Here is a 24373-nt window from a genome sequence, read left to right on the forward strand (position 1 = left end):
AAAACAAAGTTTTGGGAATAGGTATTAAAACGAAAGAAAGGAAAAGCCCCTTTAGGGGTTTGGGGTTATGATAAACCGCGAAACGATAGATAAGATAATGGATATTGCCCGAATTGAGGAGGTAGTAGGGGATTTTGTGCACTTAAAAAAACGCGGAACTAGTTTAATTGGCAATTGCCCGTTCCATGGCGAAAAAACCCCTTCTTTCCACGTTTCGGTAACCAAGGGGATTTACAAATGCTTTGGATGCGGAAAAGGAGGCGATTCGGTGCGTTTTATCATGGATCACGAGAAATATTCGTATCCGGAAGCGCTTAAGTTTTTAGCCAACAAATACAATATTGAGGTTGAGGAGACTGAACTCACGCCGCAAGATGCCGAGGCACAAAGCGCCAAAGAAAGTTTGTACATCGTATCTCAATTTGCATCAACATTTTTTGTAAAACAACTTTGGGAAACAGATGAAGGGAAAGGAATTGGACTCAGCTATTTTAAAGAGCGTGGTTTTCGGGAAGATATCCTTAGGAAATTTGAAGTAGGTTATTCGCCCGATGTTTGGGATGCACTGACTCAAAGCGCTACCAATGCAGGTCATAAACTAGAGTTTTTAGAATCTACCGGATTATCTATCAAAAACGATAATGGGAAAATTTACGACCGCTTTCGTGGCCGGGTGATGTTTCCTATTCATGGTTTTACAGGCAGGGTAATTGGCTTTGGTGGCAGAACCCTCAAAACCGATAAAAACGTACCTAAATATGTAAACTCTCCCGAAAGCGAAATTTATCACAAATCGAATGTTCTTTATGGCTTGTTCCATGCGAAGAAGGCAATTCGAGATTTGGATAACTGTTATCTGGCCGAAGGATATGCCGATGTACTTTCTGTACATCAGGCAGGTATAGAAAATGTTGTCGCTTCGTCCGGAACTTCTTTAACTGTTGAACAGATTAAACTTATTGGTCGTTTCACGCAAAATATTACGATTTTATTTGATGGTGATGCCGCCGGGATAAAGGCTTCATTGCGTGGTTTGGATATGATTCTGGAAGAGGGACTAAACGTTAAGATCGTTTCATTTCCCGATGGGCATGATCCCGATTCCTATATGCATCATGTAGGTGCTGGCGCTTTCAAGACTTATTTAGAGCAAAATCGAAAAGATTTTATCCTTTACAAGGCCAATGTTTTATTGAAGGATGCTGGCGATGATCCGATAAAGAGGGCTGGAATTATCCGCGATATTGTAGAAAGTATTGCGAAAATCCCTGACCCAATTAAGGCGTCGGTTTTTGTTCGTGAATCGAGCAGCCTGCTTGAAATTGAAGAAAAGATTTTGATGAGCGAGTTGAATAAAATGCGCTCAAACAAAGTGAAGAAAAACTTCGAAAGCAATCAAAGGGCTCAAAGTAATTTTTCAAACAACAATAGTAATCCTTATTCTTCTGGTCCCCCTGAGCCGTTAGGGCCGCCAGACGATTTTTGGGATGACAATGCTGGCCCGGATAGCCAACAAACAGCTTCGGGAACAGACGAAATTCAGGAGAAGGAAATAGTACGCTTGTTGTTAACTTACGGGCATGAATTTGTAAATTGGGACAAAATCGATGACATGTATATCGGTTCGTTTATTATGCAAAACCTGGCAGACGTCGACTTTGAGAATTCGCTTTGTAAAAGGATTATCGAGCATTATAAAACGGAGATTGACAACGGAAGATTACCGACTGCAAATCATTTTATAAAACATGAAGATCGCGACCTTGCAGATTTAGCTATCACGCTTTCTACATCAGAATATGCTTTAAGTGAAAACTGGCTTAATAAACACCTGATTTACGTTAAAGATGAAAGTATGAACCTCAAAGCAACCATTTTAGGAGGTATCTTTCATCTGAAGAAAAGAAAGGTTGATAAGATTTTGACCAATTTGTTAAAAGAAATCAAAGACGAAAAGGATGCAGATAACCAAATGATTTTAATGCAGCGTTACGGTGTAATTAAAGGAGTGGAACGGGAAATATCTAAGTTCTTAGGTTCAGTAATTGTGAAATAGGATCAGAATTAACAAGACTTAGGGATTTTTAGATCAGGGCAGTTTATTCATTTCTTCATACAGGTATCATTCACTCATTCAAAAATCGATTATTCAATAATTCATCAAAATGGCAATTCATAACGATTTAGGGAGAGAAGGAGAAAGTATTGCAAAACAATATTTAGAGGGTAAAGGTTACGAAGTGCTGGACGAGAACTGGACGCATGGTAAATCGGAGATAGATTTAATAGTGTATAAAGATGGAATTATGGTTTTCGTGGAGGTAAAAGCCCGAACATCTGTTGCCTTTGGCCAGCCGGAGGAGTTTGTACATGATGGAAAGCGGAAACAAATGGAGCTGGCCGCAACTGAATATATAGAAATTATGAATCATCAAAATGATATTCGTTTTGATATAATTGCGATTACCTTTACAAAAAATAAAAGTTATAACCTAAATCACATTGAAGATGCTTTTTGGCCTGAAGAATAACCAAATCAAAAACTCACTTTTCATCGCAATTATCGTTGTATTTGTCAGCTCATGCAAGGATGATAAACCAGGGGAATATAGAAGTTTCTTATCGCCGATGATTGGCTTAAATGTTCCTGTTGGAAATGAATTTGAAGTTAAAGTTCAATTTGGAAAGGACAAGAGAGTAGATTCTGTTGTCTATTTAATTGATACAGCTAAAGTTATCGCTAAAACGGACACTTCGGTCGTTAAGCTTAAAACAGCAGGATTGAAGCTGGGAAGCCATATTTTAACTGCCAAAATTTACGAAGGTACAGAAGCTGAAGAGCTAACGACCAATATTAATGTATTGGCTGCACAGGCACCAGTGGAATATACTTACAAAGTAATTAAAACACTGCCTCACGATACTGCTTCATACGTGGAAGGTTTAGAATATCATGATGGATTTTTTTATGAAAGCGCTGGCGATTACGGCCATTCGAGTCTGCGCAAAGTAGAACCATCAACAGGTAAAATAGTTCAATCAACACCGGTTGATAAACAATATTTTGCAGAGGGAATCACGGTTATTGGTGATAAAATCATTCAACTTACCTATCGTGAAAAAGTGGGTTTTGTTTACGACAAAGCTACCATGAAAAAACTTTCAGAATTTTCTTACACTACCGGAAGAGAGGGTTGGGGTTTAGCTTTTGATGGAGAAAAGGTGCTTAACACAGATGGTTCAAATACAATCTTCTTTTTAGATAAAGATAAGTACAACCGCATCGGTTCTATTGATGTTTATGACAATAAAGGGCCAATTCAAAATCTTAATGAATTAGAAGTTATCGATGGAAAAATCTACGCTAATGTTTACACCACAAACGATATTTTGATCATCAACCCAGATAATGGCGCTGTTGAAGCACGTATCAATTTGGCAGGGATTTTTTCTGCAGATAATTTCAAAACCGAAGACGAAAAGGCGAACAATGTGCTGAACGGGATTGCCTACGATAAAGCAACAAAAAGCCTGTTTGTAACGGGTAAAAAATGGCCCCATATTTATCAGATTCAGTTGGTAAAGAAGTAAAGATAATTCTCAAATGGTCGGTAGAACACCGACCACGAACAGTCTTCATTCTAAAATTAATGTTTTTAATCTAAGTCTTTGCCTCGCCTGCCTTCTGCAGGCAGGCAAAGACGACTGCTATAAACGGCCGTCATCCTCAGCTTGCCATATCTAAAAATGCTTGCTAATTCCAAATCATAAACGTTTCGCATAATCGGTCGTCATCCTCAGCTTGACTGGGGATCTTACTCATATTTCTTATCTATCGCTTTAAGATTCCCGCCTACGCGGAAATGACGGGATGGCTGTGCGATACTGTTCGCTGATTTCAAACCATGAACGGTCGGTATAAGCGGCCGTCATCCTCAGCTTGCCTGGAAATCTTAACGCAATTTCTTATCTATCGCTTTAAAATTCCCGCCTACGCGGGAATGACGAAGTGGCTGTGCGATACTGATTGCTTATTCCAAATCATGAACGTTTTGTATAAACGGCCGTCATCCTCAGCTTGACTGGGGATCTTAATCCTACCTCTTACATGTCGCTTTAAGATTCCCGCCTACGCGGAATGACGAAGTGGCTATGCGATACTGCTTGCTGATTCCAAACCATGAACGTTTTGTATAAACGGCCGTCATCCTCAGCTTGCCTGGGGATCTTTATCATATTTACGTATTTGTCGCTTTAAGATTCCCGCCTACGCGGGAATGACGGGATGGCTGTGCGATACTGGTTGCTTATTCCAAATCATGAACGGTTTGTATAAACGGGCGTCATCCTCAGCTTGACTGGGGATCTTAATGCCCAATACAGGATTAGATTTCCACCTCCTTCTTATAAATTTTAATCTTTCTTCTTCGACTCTTGCAATACCCCATTAAAAGTAATCGGTTGCCTATTGTTTCCCGAGGCAACTAAAGTAGCGTATCCACTTGTAGAAACATTTAACGTAAACCTATAATTTTCCCTTTTAACATCCTTCGTATTTATCTGAACAGTATAGGCACCTTTTTTACTCACAGTTTGCTTGTAAGTAAAATCTTTTGAAGTAAACTTTATTCCGCCTTCATTCGGGTTATATGGTGCACTAAATGCTCTTCCATAAAATGGTAAGTAAGCAATAATGCTATCCTTAGTTACTGTTAAGTCGTAGTTACTTCCTGATAAATTGATGTAAGATCCACTTGGATTTCCGGGCATTCTTTCCAAAACTCTTGAAACATCCATATTAGCCATCGGGATCGCAGAATTGGCTACAAATGTATAGTTCTGCTCTTTAATTATTTTTTCTGTGGTTTGTTTATCTGTCTGTGCGAATAATGATAATGATGAGCTCACCAAAACCAAGCTCAGTATTAATCTTAATTGTTTCATAACTTGTGTGTTTTAAAGTATAACAATTTAAAGATGTGCAAGTTTCAAACATTCCATAAATGATCATGATGAAAAAGTAAAGATAGTCACCAAAAATAAAAAGCCGTTACATTTTAAATGCAACGGCTTTCTATCTTCAAAATAACTCGTTAATTAAATTCTTCTGCTTTTAGGGGCGGATTCACTTTAATTTCCTTAATTATAATGGCAAACTCTTGCGAGCCTTGTGGAGTTTGGACGCTTTGCGTCAATGAATGAGGAAATAATAGGTCTTCTACTTTCTTGTAATCACCATACTCCGTCGATTGACTAATTTCTACAGTGCCCTTTGTTACCGTTTTTTCATCTTTCAAAAGCAAACCAGTCTTGACATCATAATATTCAGTTTTCTTTTTGCCAGATGGTGAAGTAATTGCTAACTTATAAGCGTCGGCTGTTCCTACTTTTGCTGTTCCCGCCGATTCAACTTTCCAGCCATCAGTGGCATAGTACAATTGACTTACCAAACCTTTTTCCTCTTTCTTTTCTGTCAGGTCATCTCCAGTTAATTCTTTCTTTTGCCCCATTTGCGTGGCATATCCCGTGGTTCCATTAAAAACTTGTTTCATTGCAGTTTGTCCCATCATAGATATTTCCATGCTATTTGAGTTCGGCGCCATGTTTTTCATGGTTACAGTTAACTTGTTGCCCTGCATGTCCATTTCACCATTTTGTTGTAACGACGTGATCTTCTTAATCGCTGCTTCTCCACCTATTGCTGCAATGTAACTTGCTATAACATCTTTAGCAGCTTTTGTAGTGGCTGTGCTAGTAGTAGCGGCAGCTGTAACAGGCATTGCGTAACTATCAAATTGATTGACTGTAAACCCAGCTTTCTTTAAGCCTGGAATAAAAGCTTCCGTTTTTCCAACAATTACTACACGGGTATTGTCATGATTGTAATATTTTTTGGCAACCCTTAAAATGTCGTCAGCTGTTACCGCATTTAATTTTTGTAAGTAAGTACGGTAAAAATCTTTAGGTAAATCATTAATCAAAATACTGCTAGCAAAGCCAGCAATACGGGCAGGGTTTTCGAGGCCTAATGCAAAGCTTCCATTATAAAGGTTTTTTGCATTTTGCAGCTCCTCCGCAGATACCTTTGCCGTACGGATGGTATTTATCTCTTTCAAAAATTCAACTACGGCACTATCAACTTTTTCATTTCTAACGGCTGCGTTAGCGGAGAATTTCGACTGAAATCGTCCGGCGCCTGTGCTAGAATAGGCGCCATAAGTAAAGCCATGTTTTTCACGTAGATTCATAAATAATCTGGATTCCGAACCTCCGCCTAAGATTTGATTAGCTAATAGAAGTGGAAAGTAATCAGGATTGCTCATTGGTAAGTCGATTAAATTTACCACCGTAATTTCAGATTGTACCGCGTTGCTTACATTGATTACATCAACTTCAGTTTTAGCAGGATTGCTCACTTTTGCTAATGTAGGTAAAGTCAATGTTGCGCCTTTCCAATCGCCGAATGCTTTTTCTGCAAGCGCTTTTGCCGCTTCTGGTTTAATATCGCCAACAAAAGTTAAATAACCTCTAGATGGAGTGATGTATTTGGCATAAGCGTTTTTCACATCAGCCAAAGTTAAACCGTTAATAGATGCTTCCGTCTCAAATTCTCCGTTAGGATGATTTTTTCCATAAGCCAGGGCATCTACCACACGTGAAGATATTGCTTTGGCATTTTTTTCGTTTGATTTTAACCCCGTGATTGTTTGAGATTTTATCTTTTCAAAAGAAGCTTCAGGGAATGCGGGCTTTCTAATACTTTCTGCCATTAAAGCGAAAGCCTGAGGAAAATAACGGGTTAAAGCTGAAGCCGAACCTCCCGATGCACTAGCGCCAACATCGGCACCTAATTGATCTACCGCCTCATCGAATTGGACCTTGGTTTTAGCGGTTGTTCCTTCATTTAACATGCTTCCCATTAAGCCCACCACGCCAGCTTTAGTGCTTTCGGTAATCGGACCAGCATCGATACTATAGCTCGCTGAGATTTTCGGTAACTTATGATTTTCTACCACTAAAACAGTGATGCCGTTGGCCAGTTTATAAATTACCGGATCGCCAATAGTAATTACAGGCGCCGGACCAGGTTTTGGTTTTTGACTGCGATTTATAGTTTGTGCCGAAATACCTTGAGCCAATAAGGAAATTGCAGCTATTATGAATAATTTTTTCATGATTTTAAATAATGTAAGATATAAAGCACTTATTTCTTAGGTAAGTAATACAAAACAACTCGTTGATTTTTGCCTAGGTATTTCTTAGCAACGTCTCTGATTTCCTCACGGGTAATCGATCTTATTATTTCTAATTCTTTGTTGATGTCGTTTGTATCTTTATCGTGGAAGGTGTAACCTGCAGCTAAATTTTCGGCAACTCCGAGCATTCTGCTGTTAGCGCTTACGTAATCGTTTTCAAATTTATTCTGCAACTTTTTATAATCGCTTTCGCTGATTAAATCCGTTTGTAAACGCGATACTTCTTCATCGATATCTTTCAATAAATCGTTTAGTGGGGTGTTTTTATTTGGTAGGGCTAAAGTGATATAAGCACCGTAATCCTCTAAACTGTAATTGAAAGCCGCTACTTGTAAGGCTGTTTTCTTTTCATCAACCATTTTAGTACTCAATCTTGAGCTTCCGCCACCCGATAAAATAGAGCTGATCATACCTAATACTTTGCTATCTCTGCTTTTCATTCCCGGTACGCGATACGCTGCAAATATTGCCGGAATTTGAATATTGGCATCGTAAGCGGTATCGATAATCTCTTTGGTGATTTCTGGTAGCTTGAACTCCTTGCGAACAACCGGTGCTCCTTTTGGTACCTCGTTAAAATAAGCTTTAACCAGACCTTTGGTTTTTTCGATATCTAAATCGCCAGCAATAGTTAAAACCGCATTGTTAGGGATATAATATTTTTTAAAGAACGCAATGAATTCACTAAGTTTTGCAGCATCTAAATGTTCCATTGAGCCAATTGGCTGCCAACGATAAGGATGGCCAGCAAACAACTGTGAGAATATTTTTTCGGTAAACTTTCCGTAAGGCGCATTATCAATTCGCAATCGTTTTTCCTCTTTAACAACTTCATTTTGGGTTTTTACGCCAACTTCATTAATTACAGGGTGCAACATTCTTTCACTTTCTAACCAAAGGCCTAATTCCAATTGATTTGAGGGGAACACTTCATAATAAAAAGTACGATCTTGAGAGGTATTTGCATTGTTCTGCCCGCCATTGCTACTCACCAATTTCATAAATTCACCGCGTTTGATATTATCCGATCCTTCAAATAATAAATGCTCGAAAAAGTGTGCAAAGCCTGTGCGCTCTGTTTCTTCATCTTTCGAACCAACATGATACATTACAGAAACGGCTACTACAGGTGCGGTTTTGTCTTGATGTAAAATAACGTGAAGACCATTGTCAAGGTCGAACTCCGTAAATTGTACTTTTTGAGCAGAGGCACTTAAACATAAAATGGAAAGGGCCGAAGCAAAAAGAAATCTTTTTTTCATTCGTAATTTGTTTTTAATGATTAGAAACAATCAAAGGCGAGAAGCGAGAGAAAATTTCATTAATAAGTTAATTTGGATTTGCCACTTGGCTAAGGGTGCCCTAAAATATTGATTATAAATAGAAAAAGCGAGTATAAAACTCGCTTTTTGCTAAACTTTGTTTGATTTTCTTTTCAAAAGCCAAAACTACCTGTAGGTTTTACCTCCAAGTCTTATATTGATTAATCAAACCATTGGTCGAACTGTCGTGGCTCGCCACTTTCTCATCACCTTCCAACTCTGGAAGAATTTTTTTAGCCAATTGTTTACCTAACTCCACACCCCACTGATCAAAGCTGAAAATATTCCATATGACACCCTGAACAAAAATTTTGTGCTCATACATAGCTACCAAGCTCCCTAAAGTGTATGGCGTAATTTTTTTCAATAAAATAGAGTTCGTTGGTCTGTTTCCTTCAAAAACTTTAAACGGAGCAATTTTTGAAATGTCTTCTGCCGACTTGCCATCTTTTTTCAGTTCTTCGGTAACCTCTTCTTCGGTTTTACCGTTCATTAAAGCTTCGGTCTGCGCAAAAAAGTTAGATAGTAAAATCGGGTGATGGTCTCCCAGTGGATTTAAGCTTTGAGCCGGAGCGATAAAATCAGCAGGAATAATTCTGGTACCTTGATGGATCAGTTGATAAAATGCATGCTGCCCATTTGTACCAGGCTCGCCCCAAATAATTGGCCCTGTTTCATAATCAACTTCGTTGCCATTTCTATCTACATGTTTGCCGTTGCTTTCCATATCTCCCTGTTGGAAATACGCTGCAAAGCGATGCATATATTGATCGTAAGGTAAAATTACCTGCGTTTCTGCATTGTAAAAATTAATATACCAAACGCCTAATAATCCTAAAATTACAGGAATGTTGCTTTCAAATTCTGCGGTTTTAAAGTGGTTATCTGTTGCATGGGCACCAGCTAAAAGTTCTTTAAAATTATCGAAGCCAATACTTAATGAAATAGATAAACCAATTGCACTCCATAAAGAATACCGGCCGCCAACCCAGTCCCAAAATTCGAACATGTTTTCGGTATCAATTCCAAAAGCTGAAACATCTTTAGCATTGGTAGATAAGGCAGCAAAATGTTTGGCAATATCATTCTCTTTACCACCATTTTCTAAAAACCACGAGCGGGCAGAATGCGCATTGGTCATGGTTTCTTGTGTAGTAAATGTTTTCGAAGCCACCAAAAACAAAGTCGTTTCTGCGTTTAATCCTGAAAGGGTTTCAGCGATGTGCGTTCCATCAATATTAGAAACGAAGTGAATATTCAGATGGTTCTTGTAGTGTTTCAAGGCTTCGGTAACCATTACAGGTCCTAAATCTGAACCTCCGATTCCTATGTTCACAATATCGGTAATGGCTTTTCCTGTATAACCTTTCCATTCACCACTGATAATGCTGTTGCTAAATTTTTCCATTTTGGCAAGCACGGCATTTACTTCAGGCATTACATCCTTGCCATCAGCCAAAATGGGTATATTGCTTAAATTACGCAGTGCAATATGAAGTACAGAACGATCTTCAGTTTCATTAATTTTATCGCCATTGTACATGGCTTTAATGGCTTCGTCTAATTTACACTCGCGGGCCAGTTGAATTAACAAAGCCAAGGTTTCATCTGTAATTCTATTCTTGCTGTAGTCTAGCAAGATATCTTCAAAAAAAACAGAAAATTTGTTGAAACGATCTGCATCTTCTGCGAAAAGATCTTTAATGCTTTTTTGATTAATATCTATAAAATGATCGGCCAGGTATTTATATGCCTCGGTTTCAGTAAAATTTATTTTTGGTAGCATAGTCTTTGTTTTTTGTAAAAGTAATAAAGCAAATTTTTAATTCTGTCTTTTAATGTTCAAAAATCCATAAGAATTTTTATTGTTGAATCTATAGTGTAACTTTAATATTAGTCCCCGTTGAAATTTTGCACCCAACAATAAAATAAATAACAAACGATATGTTAGAAAATTTAAATGAATTGGTGCGTGAAAACGTACAGGACAGCGTTGTAAATAACAGCGAAATTCCAAATGAGCAAAATGAACAGGTAATTCAAGCGGCTTCAGGTTCCATTTTTGATACGTTAAAAGATCAAATTTCCTCTGGAAATGTAGGTGGATTAGCCGAAATTTTTAATTCTGGAAATGCAGAAGGATCAGCGGTTACACAGCAGGCAGCTGGAAGTTTTACAGATAAATTAGCGGGTTTAGGCATAAATGCAGAAACAGCTAAAAAATTGGCTGCAACGGTAATCCCCGTAATCATTGGAAAACTAACCCAAAAAACTGCCGATCCAAATGATAGTTCGTTCAATATTAAAGATGTACTGGGCAGTTTGGCTGGTGGAAGTGATGGTAAATTTGATGTGAGCGATGTAATTGGGATGTTTAACGGAGGCGGACAAGCGCCTGCAGCTAACCAAAATGATGAAAATCCTGCCGAAGGTGGGATATTAGATAAGCTGAAAGGCATGTTTAATTAGCGATTTTTAAATTGAAAGAAGCTGTATCATAAATCTAAACATCTTCAACTTTGTCACGTTGAGCTTGTCGAAACGCCTTAATTGGTGTTTTAATAAGTAATTCGACAGGCTGAAAATAACAGATTGTTTATATGATACAGCTTTTTCTTGTTAAATTAGCCATTCAACTAATCATCTCCTATGAAGAAATTATACATCATCCCTTTTCTGCTGATTTCGTTAGCCAGCCTTGCTCAGCAATCAGATTTACATTCATCTGTTGCCAAAAAAGCTGATGCGTTAGAACAAAAAGTAATCGCCTGGCGAAGAGATTTTCATGAACATCCTGAATTGGGCAATACCGAAACCAGAACAGCGGAAATCATTGCAAAGCATCTCGAATCGTTGGGCATAATGGTAAAAACGGGCGTTGCTAAAACTGGTGTGGTTGGCATTTTAAAAGGTGGTAAGCCTGGTCCGGTGGTTGCATTACGGGCGGATATGGATGGCCTGCCTGTTACCGAGCGAGTAAATATTCCTTTCGCTTCAAAAGTAAAGACACATTATAACGGACAAGAAGTTGGTGTAATGCATGCTTGCGGTCATGATAGCCACATGGCCATTTTAATGGGCGTAGCAGAGGTCCTGGCATCTATGAAAAAGGATATCCCTGGTACAGTAAAATTCATTTTTCAACCCGCAGAAGAAGGTGTTCCGGCAGGAGAAGAAGGCGGTGCCGCTTTGATGATTAAGGAAGGCGTACTGGAAAACCCAAAAGTTGAAGCTATTTTTGGCTTACACATCAATGCACAAACAGAAGTTGGGAAAGTAACCTATCGCCCGGGTGGAACAATGGCCGCGGTAAATGATATGAAAATTACGGTTACAGGCCGGCAAGCGCATGGTGCTTACCCTTGGAGCAGTATTGATCCAATCGTCATTTCAGCACAAATTGTAAACAATCTTCAAACCATCGTTAGTAGAAATTTAAATGTTACGGAAAACCCAGGAGTGGTCACTATTGGCGCTATAAATGGTGGCGTTCGTTCGAACATCATTCCTGAAAAGGTAGAAATGCTCGGAACGGTTCGTAATTTCAGCAAAGAAGATGAAGCGATGTTCATCGAGCGTATTAAAACCATTGCCACTAAAACAGCCGAGGCTGGTGGTGGAACTGCAGAAGTTAAAATTCCATATAGCAATCATTATCCGGTAACATTCAATGATATCGCATTAACAGAAAAAATGCTTCCAAGTATGAAAGCAACTGCCGGAGCCGACAATGTAATGCTTAAGCCGCCTGTTACTGGCGCTGAAGACTTTTCATTTTTTCAGGAAAAAATACCAGGCTTGTTTGTCTTTCTTGGTGGCATGCCAAAGGGTAAAGATCCTTTAAAAACGGCTTCTCATCATACCCCTGATTTTTATTTGGATGAAAGTGGCTTTGTGTTAGGCGTAAAATTATTATCCAATTTAACGCTGGATTATATGGGGATGAAGAAGTAAGAACGAGTTTTAAATCAATCGATCTGGTCAGTTAAATCAACTCAATTTTATATATTTGCCATTATGACCAAAGAACAGATTCAGGATTTAAGAGACAGAGTAACGTCTCTGAGGAGGCATCTTTGACGTCGATGAGCTACTATACGCCGTCCGTGAAGAGGAAAAATTAACGATGGCGCCCAATTTCTGGGACGACCCAAAAAAAGCAGAAAAAATATTAGCAGAAATCAGTTCAAAGAAAAAATGGACAGATGGATTTAATCAAACCAATAATGCGGTAGAAGATGCAGCAGTGATGTTTGAGTTTTTTCAATCTGGCGATGCATCAGAAACAGAACTCCAAGAGCAATTTGAGATCAGCAAAACTTCAGTAGAAGAACTGGAGCTCAAAAATATGCTCCGTAACAAAGAAGATCAACTCTCCGCCGTGGTGCAAATTACGGCCGGTGCTGGAGGAACCGAAAGTTGCGACTGGGCCTACATGCTCATGCGGATGTATATGATGTGGGGCGATAAAAATGGTTACAAAATTACCGAACAAGATAGTCAGGAAGGGGAGATTGCAGGAATAAAATCGGTTACGCTTCAGTTTGATGGCGACTTTTCTTATGGCTATTTGAAAGGGGAAAACGGCGTTCATCGTCTGGTGCGTATTTCTCCGTTTGATTCGAATGCCCGTCGCCATACTTCTTTTGCATCGGTTTACGTTTATCCGTTGGTTGATGATACCATTCAGATTGACATCAATCCGGCAGATATTGAATTTGAAACTTTTAGAGCAGGTGGAGCCGGTGGACAGAACGTAAATAAAGTGGAAACCGCTGTTCGTTTGTACCACAAACCATCGGGTATCATCATCAAAAATCAGGAGTCGAGATCGCAGTTGCAGAATAAAGAGAATGCTATTCGTTTACTTAAATCTCAATTATATGAAATTGAAGAACGTAAACGCAATGAAGCCATTGCTGCGGTAGAAGGATCGAAGAAAAAGATAGAATGGGGTTCGCAGATTAGAAGTTATGTGCTCGATGACCGAAGGGTTAAAGATCACCGTACCAACTATCAAACCTCTAACCCTGATGCCGTTTTAAATGGTGATATCAACGACTTTTTGAAAGCTTATTTAATGGAATTTTAAAACTCACATCTAAATTTTACTTTTTGTATATTTGATTTGCGGACAGTTTTATTTAATCCCCATATTATTATGAATACGCTGACTATTGAGTTAACAAACGAAAAGGCTTATAAAATTTTGAAAGAGCTAGAGGAACTAAAACTTATAAAAGTTCTAAAAAACTCTGTGAAAATATCTGCGTTAAGAAATCAAATTAAAGAACCTATGAGCGCAGGAGCAATCGATGCTCAGCTTAATGATTTGCGTGGTGAATGGCAAAGAGATATTTGATTGACACCTCAGCGGCTATAAAGTATCTTAATGGTACCTTCCCATCTGATGGCTTAACTTTCATGGATAACGTTGTTGATACTGAAGCGGTAATCTCATTCATTTCAGAAATAGAGTTGCAAGTGTGGAAACCCAAAAATCCTGATGACATCATCATCTATCAAAGATTTGTATCTGGTGCGCTGATATTGGGTTTAGAAAATGGGGTTATTACAGAAACAATTAGAATAAGAAAAAACTATAATTTAAAGTTACCTGACGCGTTGATAGCAGCTACCTCTTTAGTGCACGATTTAATATTAATAGCAGATAATGATAAAGATTTCGCCAGAGTAGAGCAATTGAGTTGCTTAAATCCAAATAACTTTTCCAATGAATAAAATATTACTAACCTTAATGATGCTCTTTTGTTTTTTTTCGATGCAAGCACAAGAAGTAATTCCTTTGTATACTGATAGCATTCCAGGGGCAAAGCCTACACCCTCAACTTATGTCGAAAATACCGAGGTAAGATCTAATGGTACATTAAGCGTTACGAAGGTTTCGATACCAACACTTACGGTATTTGAAGCGCCAAAAGATATCGCCACCGGAACAGCAATAATTATTTGCCCGGGGGGTGGTTATGGAGCGCTTGCTTTTAGTCATGAGGGAACAGATGTAGCCAAACGTTTCAATGCCATTGGGGTAACCGCTTTTGTTTTAAAATATCGTTTGCCGAGTGATCAAATCATGGTTGATAAAACTTACGCATTGCTTCAGGATGCACAGCAAGCCATTTATTTAGTAAGAAAGGCTGCTAAACAATACAATATCAAAAGCAATAAGATAGGGATAATGGGCTTTTCGGCAGGTGGACACTTCGCCTCTACCTTAGAAACACATTATAACGATTTAAAAATAGCGAACCCGGAAAAAATAGATTTACGACCAAGCTTCGGTGTGCTGGTTTATCCAGTAATTAGTTTCGAAGAATCGGTACACACAGGGACGATGAAAAATCTATTAGGGCCAAATCCGCCAGATTCGTTAAAAAGGTACTTTTCTGCAAATGAAAATGTAACTAAAAAAACACCTCCAACTTATTTCGTACACGCTAAAGATGACAAAACCGTACCTGTAGCAAATAGCGAATTAATGCATAAAGCATTACTTGCTGCTAAAGTTCCAAGTAACCTTTTCTATTTTGAAAAAGGCGGTCATGGCTTCGGGCTAATTAACAAAACGAGCACCACCGACTGGTTTAGCCTGATGGCCGGATGGTTAAAAGTTCAAAAATTTAAAGTAAAAGGAAATTTCTAATCTGGGCTAAAAGCCAATAGTTTCTGGAAAGAATAATTTTAATATATTTGTAGCCAACAATTTACGCTCTAAATCTGGCCAAATGAATCATAAAATTAAACTTGCAATGGTGGCTGTTATTGCCATTATTTCTATCGCAAGCTGTCAAAAGGAAATCAATTATAACGACCCGAATGGGAACAACTGTAAGCTGAGCAATCTGGTTTTAACATTGCCTGGTTTTGGAGATTTCAATCTCAGTTTTACTTACGATGCGTCTGGTAAGGTAATCAAGGGAGTAAGTAATGATGAAATTCTCAATTATGCTTACTCAATGAATAAAATTACTGCAACTGATCCGGACGGAAAAGTTAGTGAAATTTCGTTATCAAACGGAAGAGCAGTGAGCAGTTCGTCTCCAGATTATATTCAGATTAACGGAATAAGTTACGATATCAAGAGGGACTATACCTACAATGCAGAGGGTTACCTTGCTATGGTAAAGAACTATGTAAATGGAGAATTAAATTCTACAGATGTAATTACTTACACTGGTGGTAACCTCACTAAATCAGTCGTAACTTTTGCAAGTGGTGGCGAACAGGAGATTACTGTTTACGAATATTCAGGTTCGGCTGCGGTGAATACTTATGAAATGGCCGATCCGCTTACAGGCCATGTAGATTATTTTCCGGGCAAATACTACGGCATCCAATCTAAAAACGTATTGATCAAATCGACTATTTCACATGTTAATCCAACAAATGGCGTTATATCCGCACAGGATGTTGTTGATCATAAATATCAGTTCGATGCAAAAGGGAATGCCACATCAATTATTTTAGCTACCAAAAGTTATCAAAATGAGTCTGGTAAACTTATTTTAACCGATGAATATCAAATATCGAATACCTTAACCTGGGACTGTAAATAGCAATGGAAATATTGAGTAGCCGCAATTTAATTTGCGGCTTTTTTATTTCTTTAAAGTTTCAGCTATAACATCTACCAGTCCATTGGAATAAGCATCATCCGTTAACTCCCAAAACATAATACCGTTTAAATTATGGTCAACTACATATTTGGTTTTTAAAGCAATTGATTTTGGGTCATCGAAAGTAACAAGTTGTTTTGAAGCGGCATTGTAATAATATGGCGCTTTGGCTACATCATCCCAATAGTATTGAAAACCTTTGTCTACCGTAAACTGATCTGGGAAATTCTTATAAGAAACGCCACTTAAGAATTTTGTTGGTTGATATAACCCATGGTTGGCATCCGTAGTGTTTTGGAAAATTCTTGAATAGAAAGCTGCACCTAAAGCAATTTTTTGGGGTGGAACGCCTACTTTAATCATTTCATTTATGGCCCAATCTGCAGAAAGTTGTTGTTGCGGCGTAGAGAAAAGTGGTGTATGGTGCCCGCTTTGTGTGGCATAACCGCTTACCAGGTCGTAGCTCATTAAGTTTACGCGATCTACTAAAGGCATTACTTTTTGCCACTCAAAACAAGAATCTATACAGTTTTTTGTACCTCCGGCAGCAAAACTAATCTCGGCTTTTTTGCCCAGTTTTTTGCGCAACTCCTGAATCAATAGAGTGAAGTTGTGTTTATCAGCTTCTGTGTATCTATGGCCTGGGTAACCCACTACTGCAGGATATTCCCAGTCGATATCGATTCCGTCTGCATGGAAATAATCCAATAGTTCTTTAGTGGTTTTGGCAAAAGTTTCCCGTCCGTTTTTTCTGCTGAATACTTCCGAGCAGGGTTCGCAAGCACTCCAACCTCCCATGGCAATCATCACTTTCAAATCTTTATTGCGGCTCTTTAATGCCACCATTTTCGAAATCAAAGCCGAATCTTTAGCACTTTTAATGTTCAGGCTATCGCCTTTAACATGCCCAAAGCTGTAAATTAAATGGCTCAGTTTCTCTACAGGGAAGCTGTCTATTAAAGTTTCGCCGCCACCAGTGTAATAGGCTATTACATTTGGCTTAGCTATTTTTTGTGCTTGAAGATTATTTGCAAAGCAGATAAATCCTGCGAAAATAATAAATGAAGAAAAAGACAGAGGGGAGATTTTTTTCAATTTTTAGGATGTTTAAGGTTCGGCAATAATATTTTGCAGTTCGTTCAGTTCTCTCACTTTTTCTGTTGCACCGGCATTTTCGTAAGCAGAAATCAAATTCCTAATTACCCTGCGAATGATATCTGTATTGCTGCATGGCCTGTAATATTCTGGGAGTGATTCTAAATTTAGTTGGCGCAGGAACTGATCAACATCATGTTTGCCAAAAATATTTCCTCGGTTAAACGCATTAATGTAAAACAACACGCCGTATTCAGTTCCTTCTTGTTTACTTTCATCTATAAAACCCAAAATGAAATGCTGAGGCAAATTAATACCATAAATTGGCAAATCCAATTTCTGGGCAAGGGTAGAGTAAATGATGGCTAACGATATTTGATTGCCTTTTTTGCTCTCCAAAACCTGGTTTAAATAAGAGTTTTGAGGGTCGTGGTGATTTTTTGTGTTGCCACCAAAACCATATTGTTGGTACAAAACATGGTTAATCAATTTTACCTTTTCTACCGAACTCATTTCGTATTGTAAGCCCAGCCAGATATCTCTTTTAATTTCCTCTATTTGGTTAATCACTTTTTGTTCATCCAAATCAGGATATTGATAACGGTTAATGATGAGCGCACCCTGCATCAAATCGAAAGCACCGCTCAAATACCATAAATTCAAATCTTCTTTAACCGTTTTAAATTGGATTTGGTGAACAATGTTTTCAATTCGTTCCTGCAAAAGCCCATCAAAAGATTGCTCCCAGGCATTTTCCAGATAGTGAATCACTTCACCACCATATTCGAGCAGTTTTTGCTCAACATGCTGATAAACTTCTTCATCCGGATCATCCAATAATTTAACTAATGCGCTTATCTCTCCGATATTTTCCATAAAACATACACACGTTTGCCGCGTTTAATTACTTTTGCAATATTATGCTATTTCAATTTATTACCGATTACATTAAACATCGTTTAACAGCGAAAACCCGTCATGGAACGCATTCACCATTCGTATACAAGCTAGCTGATGCGGTAATTTACGATTTTAGCGAGAAATCTCAATACAAAAATATAGAAGAGCAAAGAAAAAAACTTTTTTCTGACGATTCCAAAATCACCGTCACAGATCTGGGGGCAGGTTCTCATCTTAATAAGAACCGAACAAAGAAGATTAGTGAAATCGCTAAAAATGCACTTAAAAGTCCGCGGTTAGCTAAACTTATTTATCGGCTAGCAGAAAACACTAATCCAAAAACAGCAATCGAACTGGGCACTTGTTTAGGAATTACCTCATCATACTTGGCGAAAGCTTGTCCCGAAGCTGAAATTATTACTATAGAGGGCTGTCCTCAAACGGCCGAGGTGGCAAAGAGAAATTTCCAGGATCTCGATCTAAATAACATTGAGCTTCATGTAGGTAATTTCGACCTCATTTTACCCGATATTATTGCTAAGCAGCCAAGCCTCGATTTCGTTTATATTGATGGCAACCACCGCAAAGATGCTACCTTAAATTACTTTAAATGGTGTTTGCCAAAAGTTACCGAAAATTCTTTGCTCATTTTTGATGATATTTACTGGAGCCAGGGAATGAAGGAAGCTTGGGAAGAGATCAAAAACCATCCAGAAGTAACAGTAACAGTTGATTTGTTTTGGATTGGATTGGTTTATTTCAAAAAAGGACAAGCCAAAGAGCATTTCAAGCTGAAATTTAATCAGTAAACAAACCAGTATGAAAATCGAACCCAAACTTGAAGGTATCCAGAAGTTATCGGCATTGTATATTTTGCTAATTAGCTTTTTTGTGGGGGTTTTAGGTTTTTTCGGCTCGTTGCTCTTAAAAACTGACATGCTCACCCACGTGATGTTTGGCTGGGATATTTTTAGTTTAATGCTGATATCACTGCACTGGTTCATGTTTTTCAAAACATCACCTATCGAAACCTGCTTAAAAGCAAAAATTCAAGATGAAACTAAGGAAGAGATTTTTGCAATTGTTTTGGTTTCTACCTTCGCCGGTTTGTTGGCTGTAATTCTTCTGTTAATCAATAAAGATATCAAACCGCTCTCATTGGTTATTGCCTTGTCAGGAATGTTTTTGTCGTGGTTCCTGGTGCATACCACTTTCAGCATGCGTTATGCGCATCTTTTTTATGGCGATAACGAAAATGGAAAAGGCTCAGGATTGGATTTTCCCGGCAATGAATCGCCAGATTTTGTTGATTTTGCCTACTTTTCTTTCGTTTTAGGAATGACTTTTCAGGTTTCCGATGTCGAAATTTCTTCCCGTCAAATTCGTCGGCTTTCATTGCTGCACAGTTTAATCGCTTTTATTTTCAACACGATAATTGTGGCTTTAACCATTAATGCATTGGCTGGATTAAGTCACTAATTTCAGAAGTTATTTTGCCGATCAATTATTTGGAAATGATCAGTCCTCTGTTTCGTGGCGGCTTTCTGTCCCGTTCCCGCTTCTGCTCCCGATAAAAAATCGGGGAACATCTCGCTTCGATCGGGTTTAAAAACAAAGACAGCTGCATATTGGCTATTCATCTAGTGTAATACCTTCTCAAAACTTTAGGGTAATTCATTTTAATTTTTGCCATAATAGGTTGACCTAGTATATTTTACCCTGTGATAGTCAAGTTGAAAACTGATAAATCAATAATATAACTTATTTTATAGTTGTATAACTGAAAAATAAGTTATAAATTTGGGTATGGAAGAATTAACCAAAACGGAAGAGCGGATTATGCAGGTTTTATGGAAGCTAAAGAAAGCTTTCGTAAAAAATATTATCGATGAGCTGGATGACGAACCAAAACCACCATATAATACTATTTCATCTATCGTAAGGCTTTTAGAAAAGAAAGGTTATGTAAACTATAAAGCTTATGGAAAAACCTATGAGTATTTTCCTGCCATCGATAAAGATGATTATGCCAAGACAACATTTTCTAAACTGTTTTCTGGCTATTTTGATAATTCACCAGCCAGTTTATTATCCTTTATGGTTAAAGAAGAAAAATTGAGTGAAAGCGATATAGAAGAAATCCAAAAGATCATTCACCAAAATCAAAAATCATGATTTTACTGTATTTACTAAAAGTTTCGGCTTGTACGGTTATCCTCTTCATAGCCTATCATTTTTTGTTATCGAAACTTACTTTCTTTAAACTTAACCGTTTATTCTTATTAACTGCATTGCTTTTTAGTTTCGTCATTCCGGCTTTAACAGTAGAAAGTACAAGGGAAATTTCGATCAATCAGCAAGAAACACCAGTTAAGGTAGCTTATAGCAATGAAGCTGCTTTTGAACAAGATTTTGATGATAATCAGCCAATGAGTGATTTGCCAATTCATTGGAGTCAGTTAGTATCTTATGTGTATGGTGCCGTTTTGCTGGCATTAATTTTACGAATGGTTATTATGATGGGTATCGTTCAGCGTTCTATCACAAAATACAAATCCTTTCAAAATGGTAAACTTATTCTGGTTAAACCTGATGCACAAATAAAAAATTGCTCCTTTTTAAATCAAATCATTATCGATGAAAGCTTAATAGAAAATGAAAGAGATTTGGTAGTTCAGCACGAGTCGGCTCATGTAACACAAGGCCACGCTGTAGACAAGATCCTGGTAAATTTAGCAGTCTGTATTTTATGGTTCAATCCCATCATTTATTTCTGGAGAAATGCGATCGATCATAATCACGAGTTTTTGGCTGATCAGGAAACACTAAAAACCGCTGATAAAAAGGCTTATGCATCTTTATTGTTGAATTTGGCCATGCCTTCAAGTACGCTGTTGGCGCATAGTTTTAGTAAACTGCCATTAAAGAAAAGAATTATGATGTTTTACAAAAAACCAAACTCCAATATGAAAAAGCTCATTTACTTTTCATTTATTCCAATAATTGCGCTTTGCTTATTAGCCTTTGTAAACCGTAAAGAAGTTATTGTAACAAAAAATGTGGCAGAAAATGGAAATTATTTTACTCATGTTAAGGTTTACAAGCAAGATTATTTCAAAACAGCAATAGTTTTAGATCCAAATGCGAAATCTGCATTCAACGAAGCAGAAGTGGTATTGGTTCTTGATGCAGGACATGGAGGCAGAGATGCAGCTTCGGTTGCCCTGGATGGGCAAAGGGAAAAAGACATGAATTTGAGAGCCGTAAACATTTTAAAAGAAGAGGCTGCCAAACGAGGCATCAAAGTTCGGTTAACCAGAAGTAGTGATGAGTATGTATCGCTTCGCGATCGATTACCTGTTCAACCTGCTACTGCTTTTATATCTATTCATCATAATGCAATGCCTAAAAATGGTCCCGTGGCCTTCGGCGGCATAGAGGTTTATGTTTCGAAATTAAATAAGAACATTAAAATAGCAGAAGAACTAGGCGCAAATATCTTAGAAAAACTTAAACAAGTGAAGGGGACGCCAGTTCAAGATTCTCTTAAAGATGCAAGTTTGTTGTTGTTAAGAGAATCCAAAACGCCAGCAGTTTTGATTGAATTAGGGAATATTACCGATCAAAAAAGTCTGGATTTTATCACTCAGGAAAGCAACCTTCGTAAAATCAGTAATTTAATATTAGATGGGTTTGTCATGTTCTCAAAACGAGGTTGTTAAAGATTATGCTAGTTCGAAATTTCATGTTCAGTGGTCTTCTATCTTTGTTTGCTTTTCAAGCAAAAGCCCAATTTAATTTATTGGGTAAAATTGAAACCGAACAAACCAATGCACAGCCGAATGTTTCGATAAAATTAATAGATGTGGCTAAAAGGCTAAAATATACCCAATCAGATACCTTGGGTATTTATTCTTTTTTAAACATCAGCGGCGGCGAGTATTTAATCACCTTTTCGGCAGTTGGCTTTAATACACAGCAGAAAAGTATCCAATTATCAAGAGACACTTCCATTAACGTTAAACTAGAAACAGCTTCGAATGAGCTTGCCGATGTTCAAATCAATTCAAAAAGGCCTTTATTGGAAAAAAGAATTGATCGAACAATATTTAACGTAGAAAATAGCGTGACTGCAATCGGTAGCGATGCGCTTGAATTATTGTCCAAAGTTCCAGGCGTTCGGGTAGTAAATGATCAGGTTTCACTCGTGGGCAAAGGTGGTGTTAATGTGATGGTGAATGATAAATTGGTACAGCTGAGTCAGGATGACTTATCTAATTATCTCAAATCTATTCCATCTGATCAAATTTCGAAAATAGATGTGATTACCAATCCTCCGGCAAAGTATGATGCACAGGGGAATAACGGCTTGATTAATATCGTACTAAAAAAAACAACAGCTGAAGGTTTAAAAGGTTCCGTTAATACGATTTTTACGCAAGCTTCACATCAAACGGCTTCCATGGGTGGAAATGTGAGTTATCGAAAAGATAAAATTGCCGTTAATTCAACCTTCAACATCAGAAAAGGTTCCATTGTACCATTTGAACAAAGTACTATTTTCTACCCTTCGCAAAGCTGGAACGTAGTTAACAAAGATCGGAATTTCAGAACGGTACCAAGCGGGCAAATTGGATTGGATTATCAAATTTCCAAAAAAACAATGCTTGGTGCTGCGTACAATGGCGGTTATACAGATTTTCATTCGGAAGAGAATATAAAAACCAGGGTGTCTAACGTCAATCAACAGCTAGATTCTATCCTAAATTCTGATGCAAATGCAGAAATCAGCTCCCATTATCATTCTGCAAATCTGTTTTTGAAACAAAATTTCGATTCAACAGGCAAACAGCTTACCATAAATGCTGACTGGTTTACCTTTGCCGACGATAAAAATCGGGCTTTCAATAACCAGAGTTTTTTCGGCGATGGTGCTATAATACCGGGATCATTTGCAGAATATTTATCAACGAGCAAACAAGGAATTGCACTTTATACGCTAAAAGCAGATGTAGATTTGCCTTATAAAAATTTTAAAGTTTCGTTCGGTACCAAACTTAGTTTTATCACGAACGAAAGCGATATTGCTTTTTATAGAAAACGGAATGATATTTATGAAGTCGATTTGAATCAAAGCAATTTATTTATTTATCATGAAAACACTCAGGCCTTGTATGCTAATGTGAATGAGACCATTAAAAAGTGGGATTTTCAACTTGGCTTGCGGTCGGAATACACCCAGATAAATGGAAATTCAGTTAATCAAAAAATAAAGTCTAATTATCTGCAGTTGTTTCCTACTTTCTACGCAACTTATCGTGCTGGCAATCAAAGTGCATGGAGCATTAATTATGGGCGTAGAATTAACCGACCTGCCTACCGCAAGTTAAATCCATTTCGGTGGTACAGCAATCAATATGTTTATACTGAAGGTAACCCGTTTTTGCAGCCGTCTTATAATCACAACATCGAGCTTTCGCACACTTACAAAAGTTCTCTCACCAGTACTTTATCGTTTAGCGGTGCCACTAATGGTTTTGCTGATGTGAATTTTATCGATGTAAATTCAAATACCCAAGCCACTAAACCCGTAAACTTCATCACCGGATATAGTTACCAGTTTAGTAATTCTCTAGTGTCAAACCCATTCGAAAATTGGCAAACCATTAATCAGTTTGATGTTTTTTACAATGTATCGAAGTCGGCAATTTTGCAAACACAAACAAATTTGAGCAGAATGGGCGCATACTTTTCTACTTCAAATCAATTTACCATAAATAAAAGCAAAACTGTTTTGGCAGATGTTAATTTTTGGTTTCAATTTCCGACAGCTGAAGGGTTAAATGAAATTAAAAGCCAGTATAATTTAGATTTTGGAGTGAAGACCTTGCTGCTCAATAAAAAACTTCAGCTATCGTTAAGCGCAAACGATTTGCTGAAATCCAATAGGTATCGGTTTAGCAGTTTAATCAATAACATTAAACAAGATTACAATAATTATTACGATGCCAGACAGTTACGAATCACTGCCCGATTTAATTTCGGAAATGAGAAACTGAAACAAACGGATCGTAAATCAGGAAATGAAGAGGAGCGAAGGCGGAGCAATTAAACTTATTACTGACCAAAAGTCATTGCCACAATTGCAGTTGCTGAATTAGAT

The 24373-nt window shown here is 37.8% G+C and carries 21 protein-coding genes; 15 read left to right on the forward strand and 6 right to left on the reverse strand.

All coding sequences use genetic code 11. From position 1 onward, the window contains the following. Positions 1–67 precede the first annotated feature (67 nt). From dnaG to ACZZZC_RS04440, 3 genes are all read left to right on the forward strand, one after another. Positions 68–2056, forward strand: coding sequence for a DNA primase (gene dnaG / locus ACZZZC_RS04430; protein ID WP_463486652.1), 1989 nt, complete (start codon positions 68–70; stop codon positions 2054–2056). 109 nt (positions 2057–2165) lie between these two features. Beyond that, the gene (locus tag ACZZZC_RS04435; protein WP_463485009.1) at positions 2166–2531 is read left to right on the forward strand and encodes a YraN family protein; all 366 of its coding nucleotides are present in this window, start codon (positions 2166–2168) and stop codon (positions 2529–2531) included. After that, complete coding sequence (locus tag ACZZZC_RS04440) at positions 2509–3591, forward strand: glutaminyl-peptide cyclotransferase (RefSeq protein ID WP_463485010.1); 1083 nt, start codon at positions 2509–2511, stop codon at positions 3589–3591. The genes ACZZZC_RS04435 and ACZZZC_RS04440 overlap by 23 nt, the downstream gene beginning before the upstream one ends. Before the next feature lie 822 nt (positions 3592–4413). Here the strand turns inward: ACZZZC_RS04440 and ACZZZC_RS04445 are convergent. From ACZZZC_RS04445 to pgi, 4 genes are all read right to left on the reverse strand, one after another. Then, a complete protein-coding gene (locus ACZZZC_RS04445) occupies positions 4414–4944 on the reverse strand; it encodes a DUF4251 domain-containing protein (RefSeq protein ID WP_463485011.1) in 531 nt (176 codons plus the stop codon). A 149-nt stretch (positions 4945–5093) separates the two neighbouring features. Further along, positions 5094–7175 carry a M16 family metallopeptidase gene (locus ACZZZC_RS04450; protein ID WP_463485012.1) on the reverse strand — a complete coding sequence of 694 codons (2082 nt, stop codon included), beginning with the start codon at positions 7173–7175 and terminating at the stop codon, positions 5094–5096. Positions 7176–7204: 29 nt separating this feature from the next. Further along, positions 7205–8518, reverse strand: a complete 1314-nt coding sequence (locus ACZZZC_RS04455) for a M16 family metallopeptidase (protein WP_463485013.1) — start codon at positions 8516–8518, stop codon at positions 7205–7207. 199 nt (positions 8519–8717) lie between these two features. Next, complete coding sequence (gene pgi / locus ACZZZC_RS04460; RefSeq protein WP_463485014.1) at positions 8718–10364, reverse strand: glucose-6-phosphate isomerase; 1647 nt, start codon at positions 10362–10364, stop codon at positions 8718–8720. A gap of 158 nt (positions 10365–10522) precedes the next feature. On the opposite strand from pgi, the gene ACZZZC_RS04465 reads away from it, so the two are divergent. The 7 genes from ACZZZC_RS04465 to ACZZZC_RS04495 all read left to right on the forward strand — a co-directional run bounded on the left by ACZZZC_RS04465 (position 10523) and on the right by ACZZZC_RS04495 (position 16155). Further along, positions 10523–11047 carry a hypothetical protein gene (locus ACZZZC_RS04465; protein ID WP_463485015.1) on the forward strand — a complete coding sequence of 175 codons (525 nt, stop codon included), beginning with the start codon at positions 10523–10525 and terminating at the stop codon, positions 11045–11047. A 180-nt stretch (positions 11048–11227) separates the two neighbouring features. Further along, entirely contained in the window at positions 11228–12532 is a 1305-nt protein-coding gene (locus tag ACZZZC_RS04470) for an amidohydrolase (protein WP_463485016.1), read from the forward strand. Between the two features lie 63 nt (positions 12533–12595). Next, a protein-coding gene (prfB, locus tag ACZZZC_RS04475) for a peptide chain release factor 2 (RefSeq protein ID WP_463486653.1) occupies positions 12596–13670 on the forward strand; the annotation gives its coding sequence in 2 pieces (ribosomal slippage) (positions 12596–12655 and positions 12657–13670; 1074 coding nt in all). 69 nt (positions 13671–13739) lie between these two features. After that, positions 13740–13940: a hypothetical protein gene (locus tag ACZZZC_RS04480; protein ID WP_463485018.1), complete on the forward strand. Its 201-nt coding sequence runs from the start codon at positions 13740–13742 to the stop codon at positions 13938–13940. Beyond that, the gene (locus ACZZZC_RS04485) at positions 13922–14320 is read left to right on the forward strand and encodes a type II toxin-antitoxin system VapC family toxin (protein WP_463485019.1); all 399 of its coding nucleotides are present in this window, start codon (positions 13922–13924) and stop codon (positions 14318–14320) included. Before ACZZZC_RS04480 ends, ACZZZC_RS04485 begins: the two co-directional genes overlap by 19 nt. Next, positions 14313–15242, forward strand: coding sequence for an alpha/beta hydrolase (locus ACZZZC_RS04490; protein WP_463485020.1), 930 nt, complete (start codon positions 14313–14315; stop codon positions 15240–15242). The genes ACZZZC_RS04485 and ACZZZC_RS04490 overlap by 8 nt, the downstream gene beginning before the upstream one ends. A gap of 82 nt (positions 15243–15324) precedes the next feature. Beyond that, positions 15325–16155 carry a hypothetical protein gene (locus ACZZZC_RS04495; protein WP_463485021.1) on the forward strand — a complete coding sequence of 277 codons (831 nt, stop codon included), beginning with the start codon at positions 15325–15327 and terminating at the stop codon, positions 16153–16155. A gap of 42 nt (positions 16156–16197) precedes the next feature. Here ACZZZC_RS04495 and ACZZZC_RS04500 read toward each other — a convergent pair whose 3' ends face one another. Together ACZZZC_RS04500 and ACZZZC_RS04505 are read right to left on the reverse strand one after the other, a co-directional pair. Then, positions 16198–17310 carry a glycoside hydrolase family 18 protein gene (locus ACZZZC_RS04500; protein ID WP_463485022.1) on the reverse strand — a complete coding sequence of 371 codons (1113 nt, stop codon included), beginning with the start codon at positions 17308–17310 and terminating at the stop codon, positions 16198–16200. A 12-nt stretch (positions 17311–17322) separates the two neighbouring features. Further along, positions 17323–18186, reverse strand: coding sequence for a transglutaminase-like domain-containing protein (locus ACZZZC_RS04505; protein WP_463485023.1), 864 nt, complete (start codon positions 18184–18186; stop codon positions 17323–17325). A 44-nt stretch (positions 18187–18230) separates the two neighbouring features. Between ACZZZC_RS04505 and ACZZZC_RS04510 the strand changes: the two genes are divergently transcribed. The 5 genes from ACZZZC_RS04510 (at position 18231) to ACZZZC_RS04530 (ending at position 24322) form a co-directional block, all read left to right on the forward strand. Next, positions 18231–19019: an O-methyltransferase gene (locus ACZZZC_RS04510; RefSeq protein WP_463485024.1), complete on the forward strand. Its 789-nt coding sequence runs from the start codon at positions 18231–18233 to the stop codon at positions 19017–19019. Positions 19020–19029: 10 nt separating this feature from the next. Then, positions 19030–19689, forward strand: coding sequence for a DUF1345 domain-containing protein (locus ACZZZC_RS04515; RefSeq protein ID WP_463486654.1), 660 nt, complete (start codon positions 19030–19032; stop codon positions 19687–19689). A gap of 327 nt (positions 19690–20016) precedes the next feature. Continuing rightward, positions 20017–20385 (forward strand): BlaI/MecI/CopY family transcriptional regulator, encoded by a 369-nt coding sequence (locus tag ACZZZC_RS04520; protein WP_463485026.1) that lies wholly within the window; start codon positions 20017–20019, stop codon positions 20383–20385. Next, positions 20382–21932: an N-acetylmuramoyl-L-alanine amidase gene (locus tag ACZZZC_RS04525; RefSeq protein WP_463485027.1), complete on the forward strand. Its 1551-nt coding sequence runs from the start codon at positions 20382–20384 to the stop codon at positions 21930–21932. The genes ACZZZC_RS04520 and ACZZZC_RS04525 overlap by 4 nt, the downstream gene beginning before the upstream one ends. Positions 21933–22012: 80 nt before the next feature. After that, positions 22013–24322 carry an outer membrane beta-barrel protein gene (locus ACZZZC_RS04530; protein ID WP_463485028.1) on the forward strand — a complete coding sequence of 770 codons (2310 nt, stop codon included), beginning with the start codon at positions 22013–22015 and terminating at the stop codon, positions 24320–24322. Positions 24323–24373 lie beyond the last annotated feature (51 nt).

The organism is Pedobacter sp. AC212, assembly GCF_979258625.1.

Bases quoted from the DNA above. Each gene is read 5' to 3' on its own strand.
- ACZZZC_RS04505 (WP_463485023.1), bottom strand. From the start codon at position 18,186: ATGGAAAATATCGGAGAGATAAGCGCATTAGTTAAATTATTGGATGAT.
- ACZZZC_RS04510 (WP_463485024.1), top strand. From the start codon at position 18,231: ATGCTATTTCAATTTATTACCGATTACATTAAACATCGTTTAACAGCG.
- ACZZZC_RS04485 (WP_463485019.1), top strand. From the start codon at position 13,922: ATGGCAAAGAGATATTTGATTGACACCTCAGCGGCTATAAAGTATCTT.
- ACZZZC_RS04450 (WP_463485012.1), bottom strand. From the start codon at position 7,175: ATGAAAAAATTATTCATAATAGCTGCAATTTCCTTATTGGCTCAAGGT.
- ACZZZC_RS04470 (WP_463485016.1), top strand. From the start codon at position 11,228: ATGAAGAAATTATACATCATCCCTTTTCTGCTGATTTCGTTAGCCAGC.
- ACZZZC_RS04440 (WP_463485010.1), top strand. From the start codon at position 2,509: ATGCTTTTTGGCCTGAAGAATAACCAAATCAAAAACTCACTTTTCATC.
- ACZZZC_RS04515 (WP_463486654.1), top strand. From the start codon at position 19,030: ATGAAAATCGAACCCAAACTTGAAGGTATCCAGAAGTTATCGGCATTG.
- ACZZZC_RS04520 (WP_463485026.1), top strand. From the start codon at position 20,017: ATGGAAGAATTAACCAAAACGGAAGAGCGGATTATGCAGGTTTTATGG.
- ACZZZC_RS04495 (WP_463485021.1), top strand. From the start codon at position 15,325: ATGAATCATAAAATTAAACTTGCAATGGTGGCTGTTATTGCCATTATT.
- ACZZZC_RS04465 (WP_463485015.1), top strand. From the start codon at position 10,523: ATGTTAGAAAATTTAAATGAATTGGTGCGTGAAAACGTACAGGACAGC.
- dnaG (WP_463486652.1), top strand. From the start codon at position 68: ATGATAAACCGCGAAACGATAGATAAGATAATGGATATTGCCCGAATT.
- ACZZZC_RS04490 (WP_463485020.1), top strand. From the start codon at position 14,313: ATGAATAAAATATTACTAACCTTAATGATGCTCTTTTGTTTTTTTTCG.
- ACZZZC_RS04480 (WP_463485018.1), top strand. From the start codon at position 13,740: ATGAATACGCTGACTATTGAGTTAACAAACGAAAAGGCTTATAAAATT.
- ACZZZC_RS04445 (WP_463485011.1), bottom strand. From the start codon at position 4,944: ATGAAACAATTAAGATTAATACTGAGCTTGGTTTTGGTGAGCTCATCA.
- ACZZZC_RS04455 (WP_463485013.1), bottom strand. From the start codon at position 8,518: ATGAAAAAAAGATTTCTTTTTGCTTCGGCCCTTTCCATTTTATGTTTA.
- ACZZZC_RS04525 (WP_463485027.1), top strand. From the start codon at position 20,382: ATGATTTTACTGTATTTACTAAAAGTTTCGGCTTGTACGGTTATCCTC.
- ACZZZC_RS04435 (WP_463485009.1), top strand. From the start codon at position 2,166: ATGGCAATTCATAACGATTTAGGGAGAGAAGGAGAAAGTATTGCAAAA.
- pgi (WP_463485014.1), bottom strand. From the start codon at position 10,364: ATGCTACCAAAAATAAATTTTACTGAAACCGAGGCATATAAATACCTG.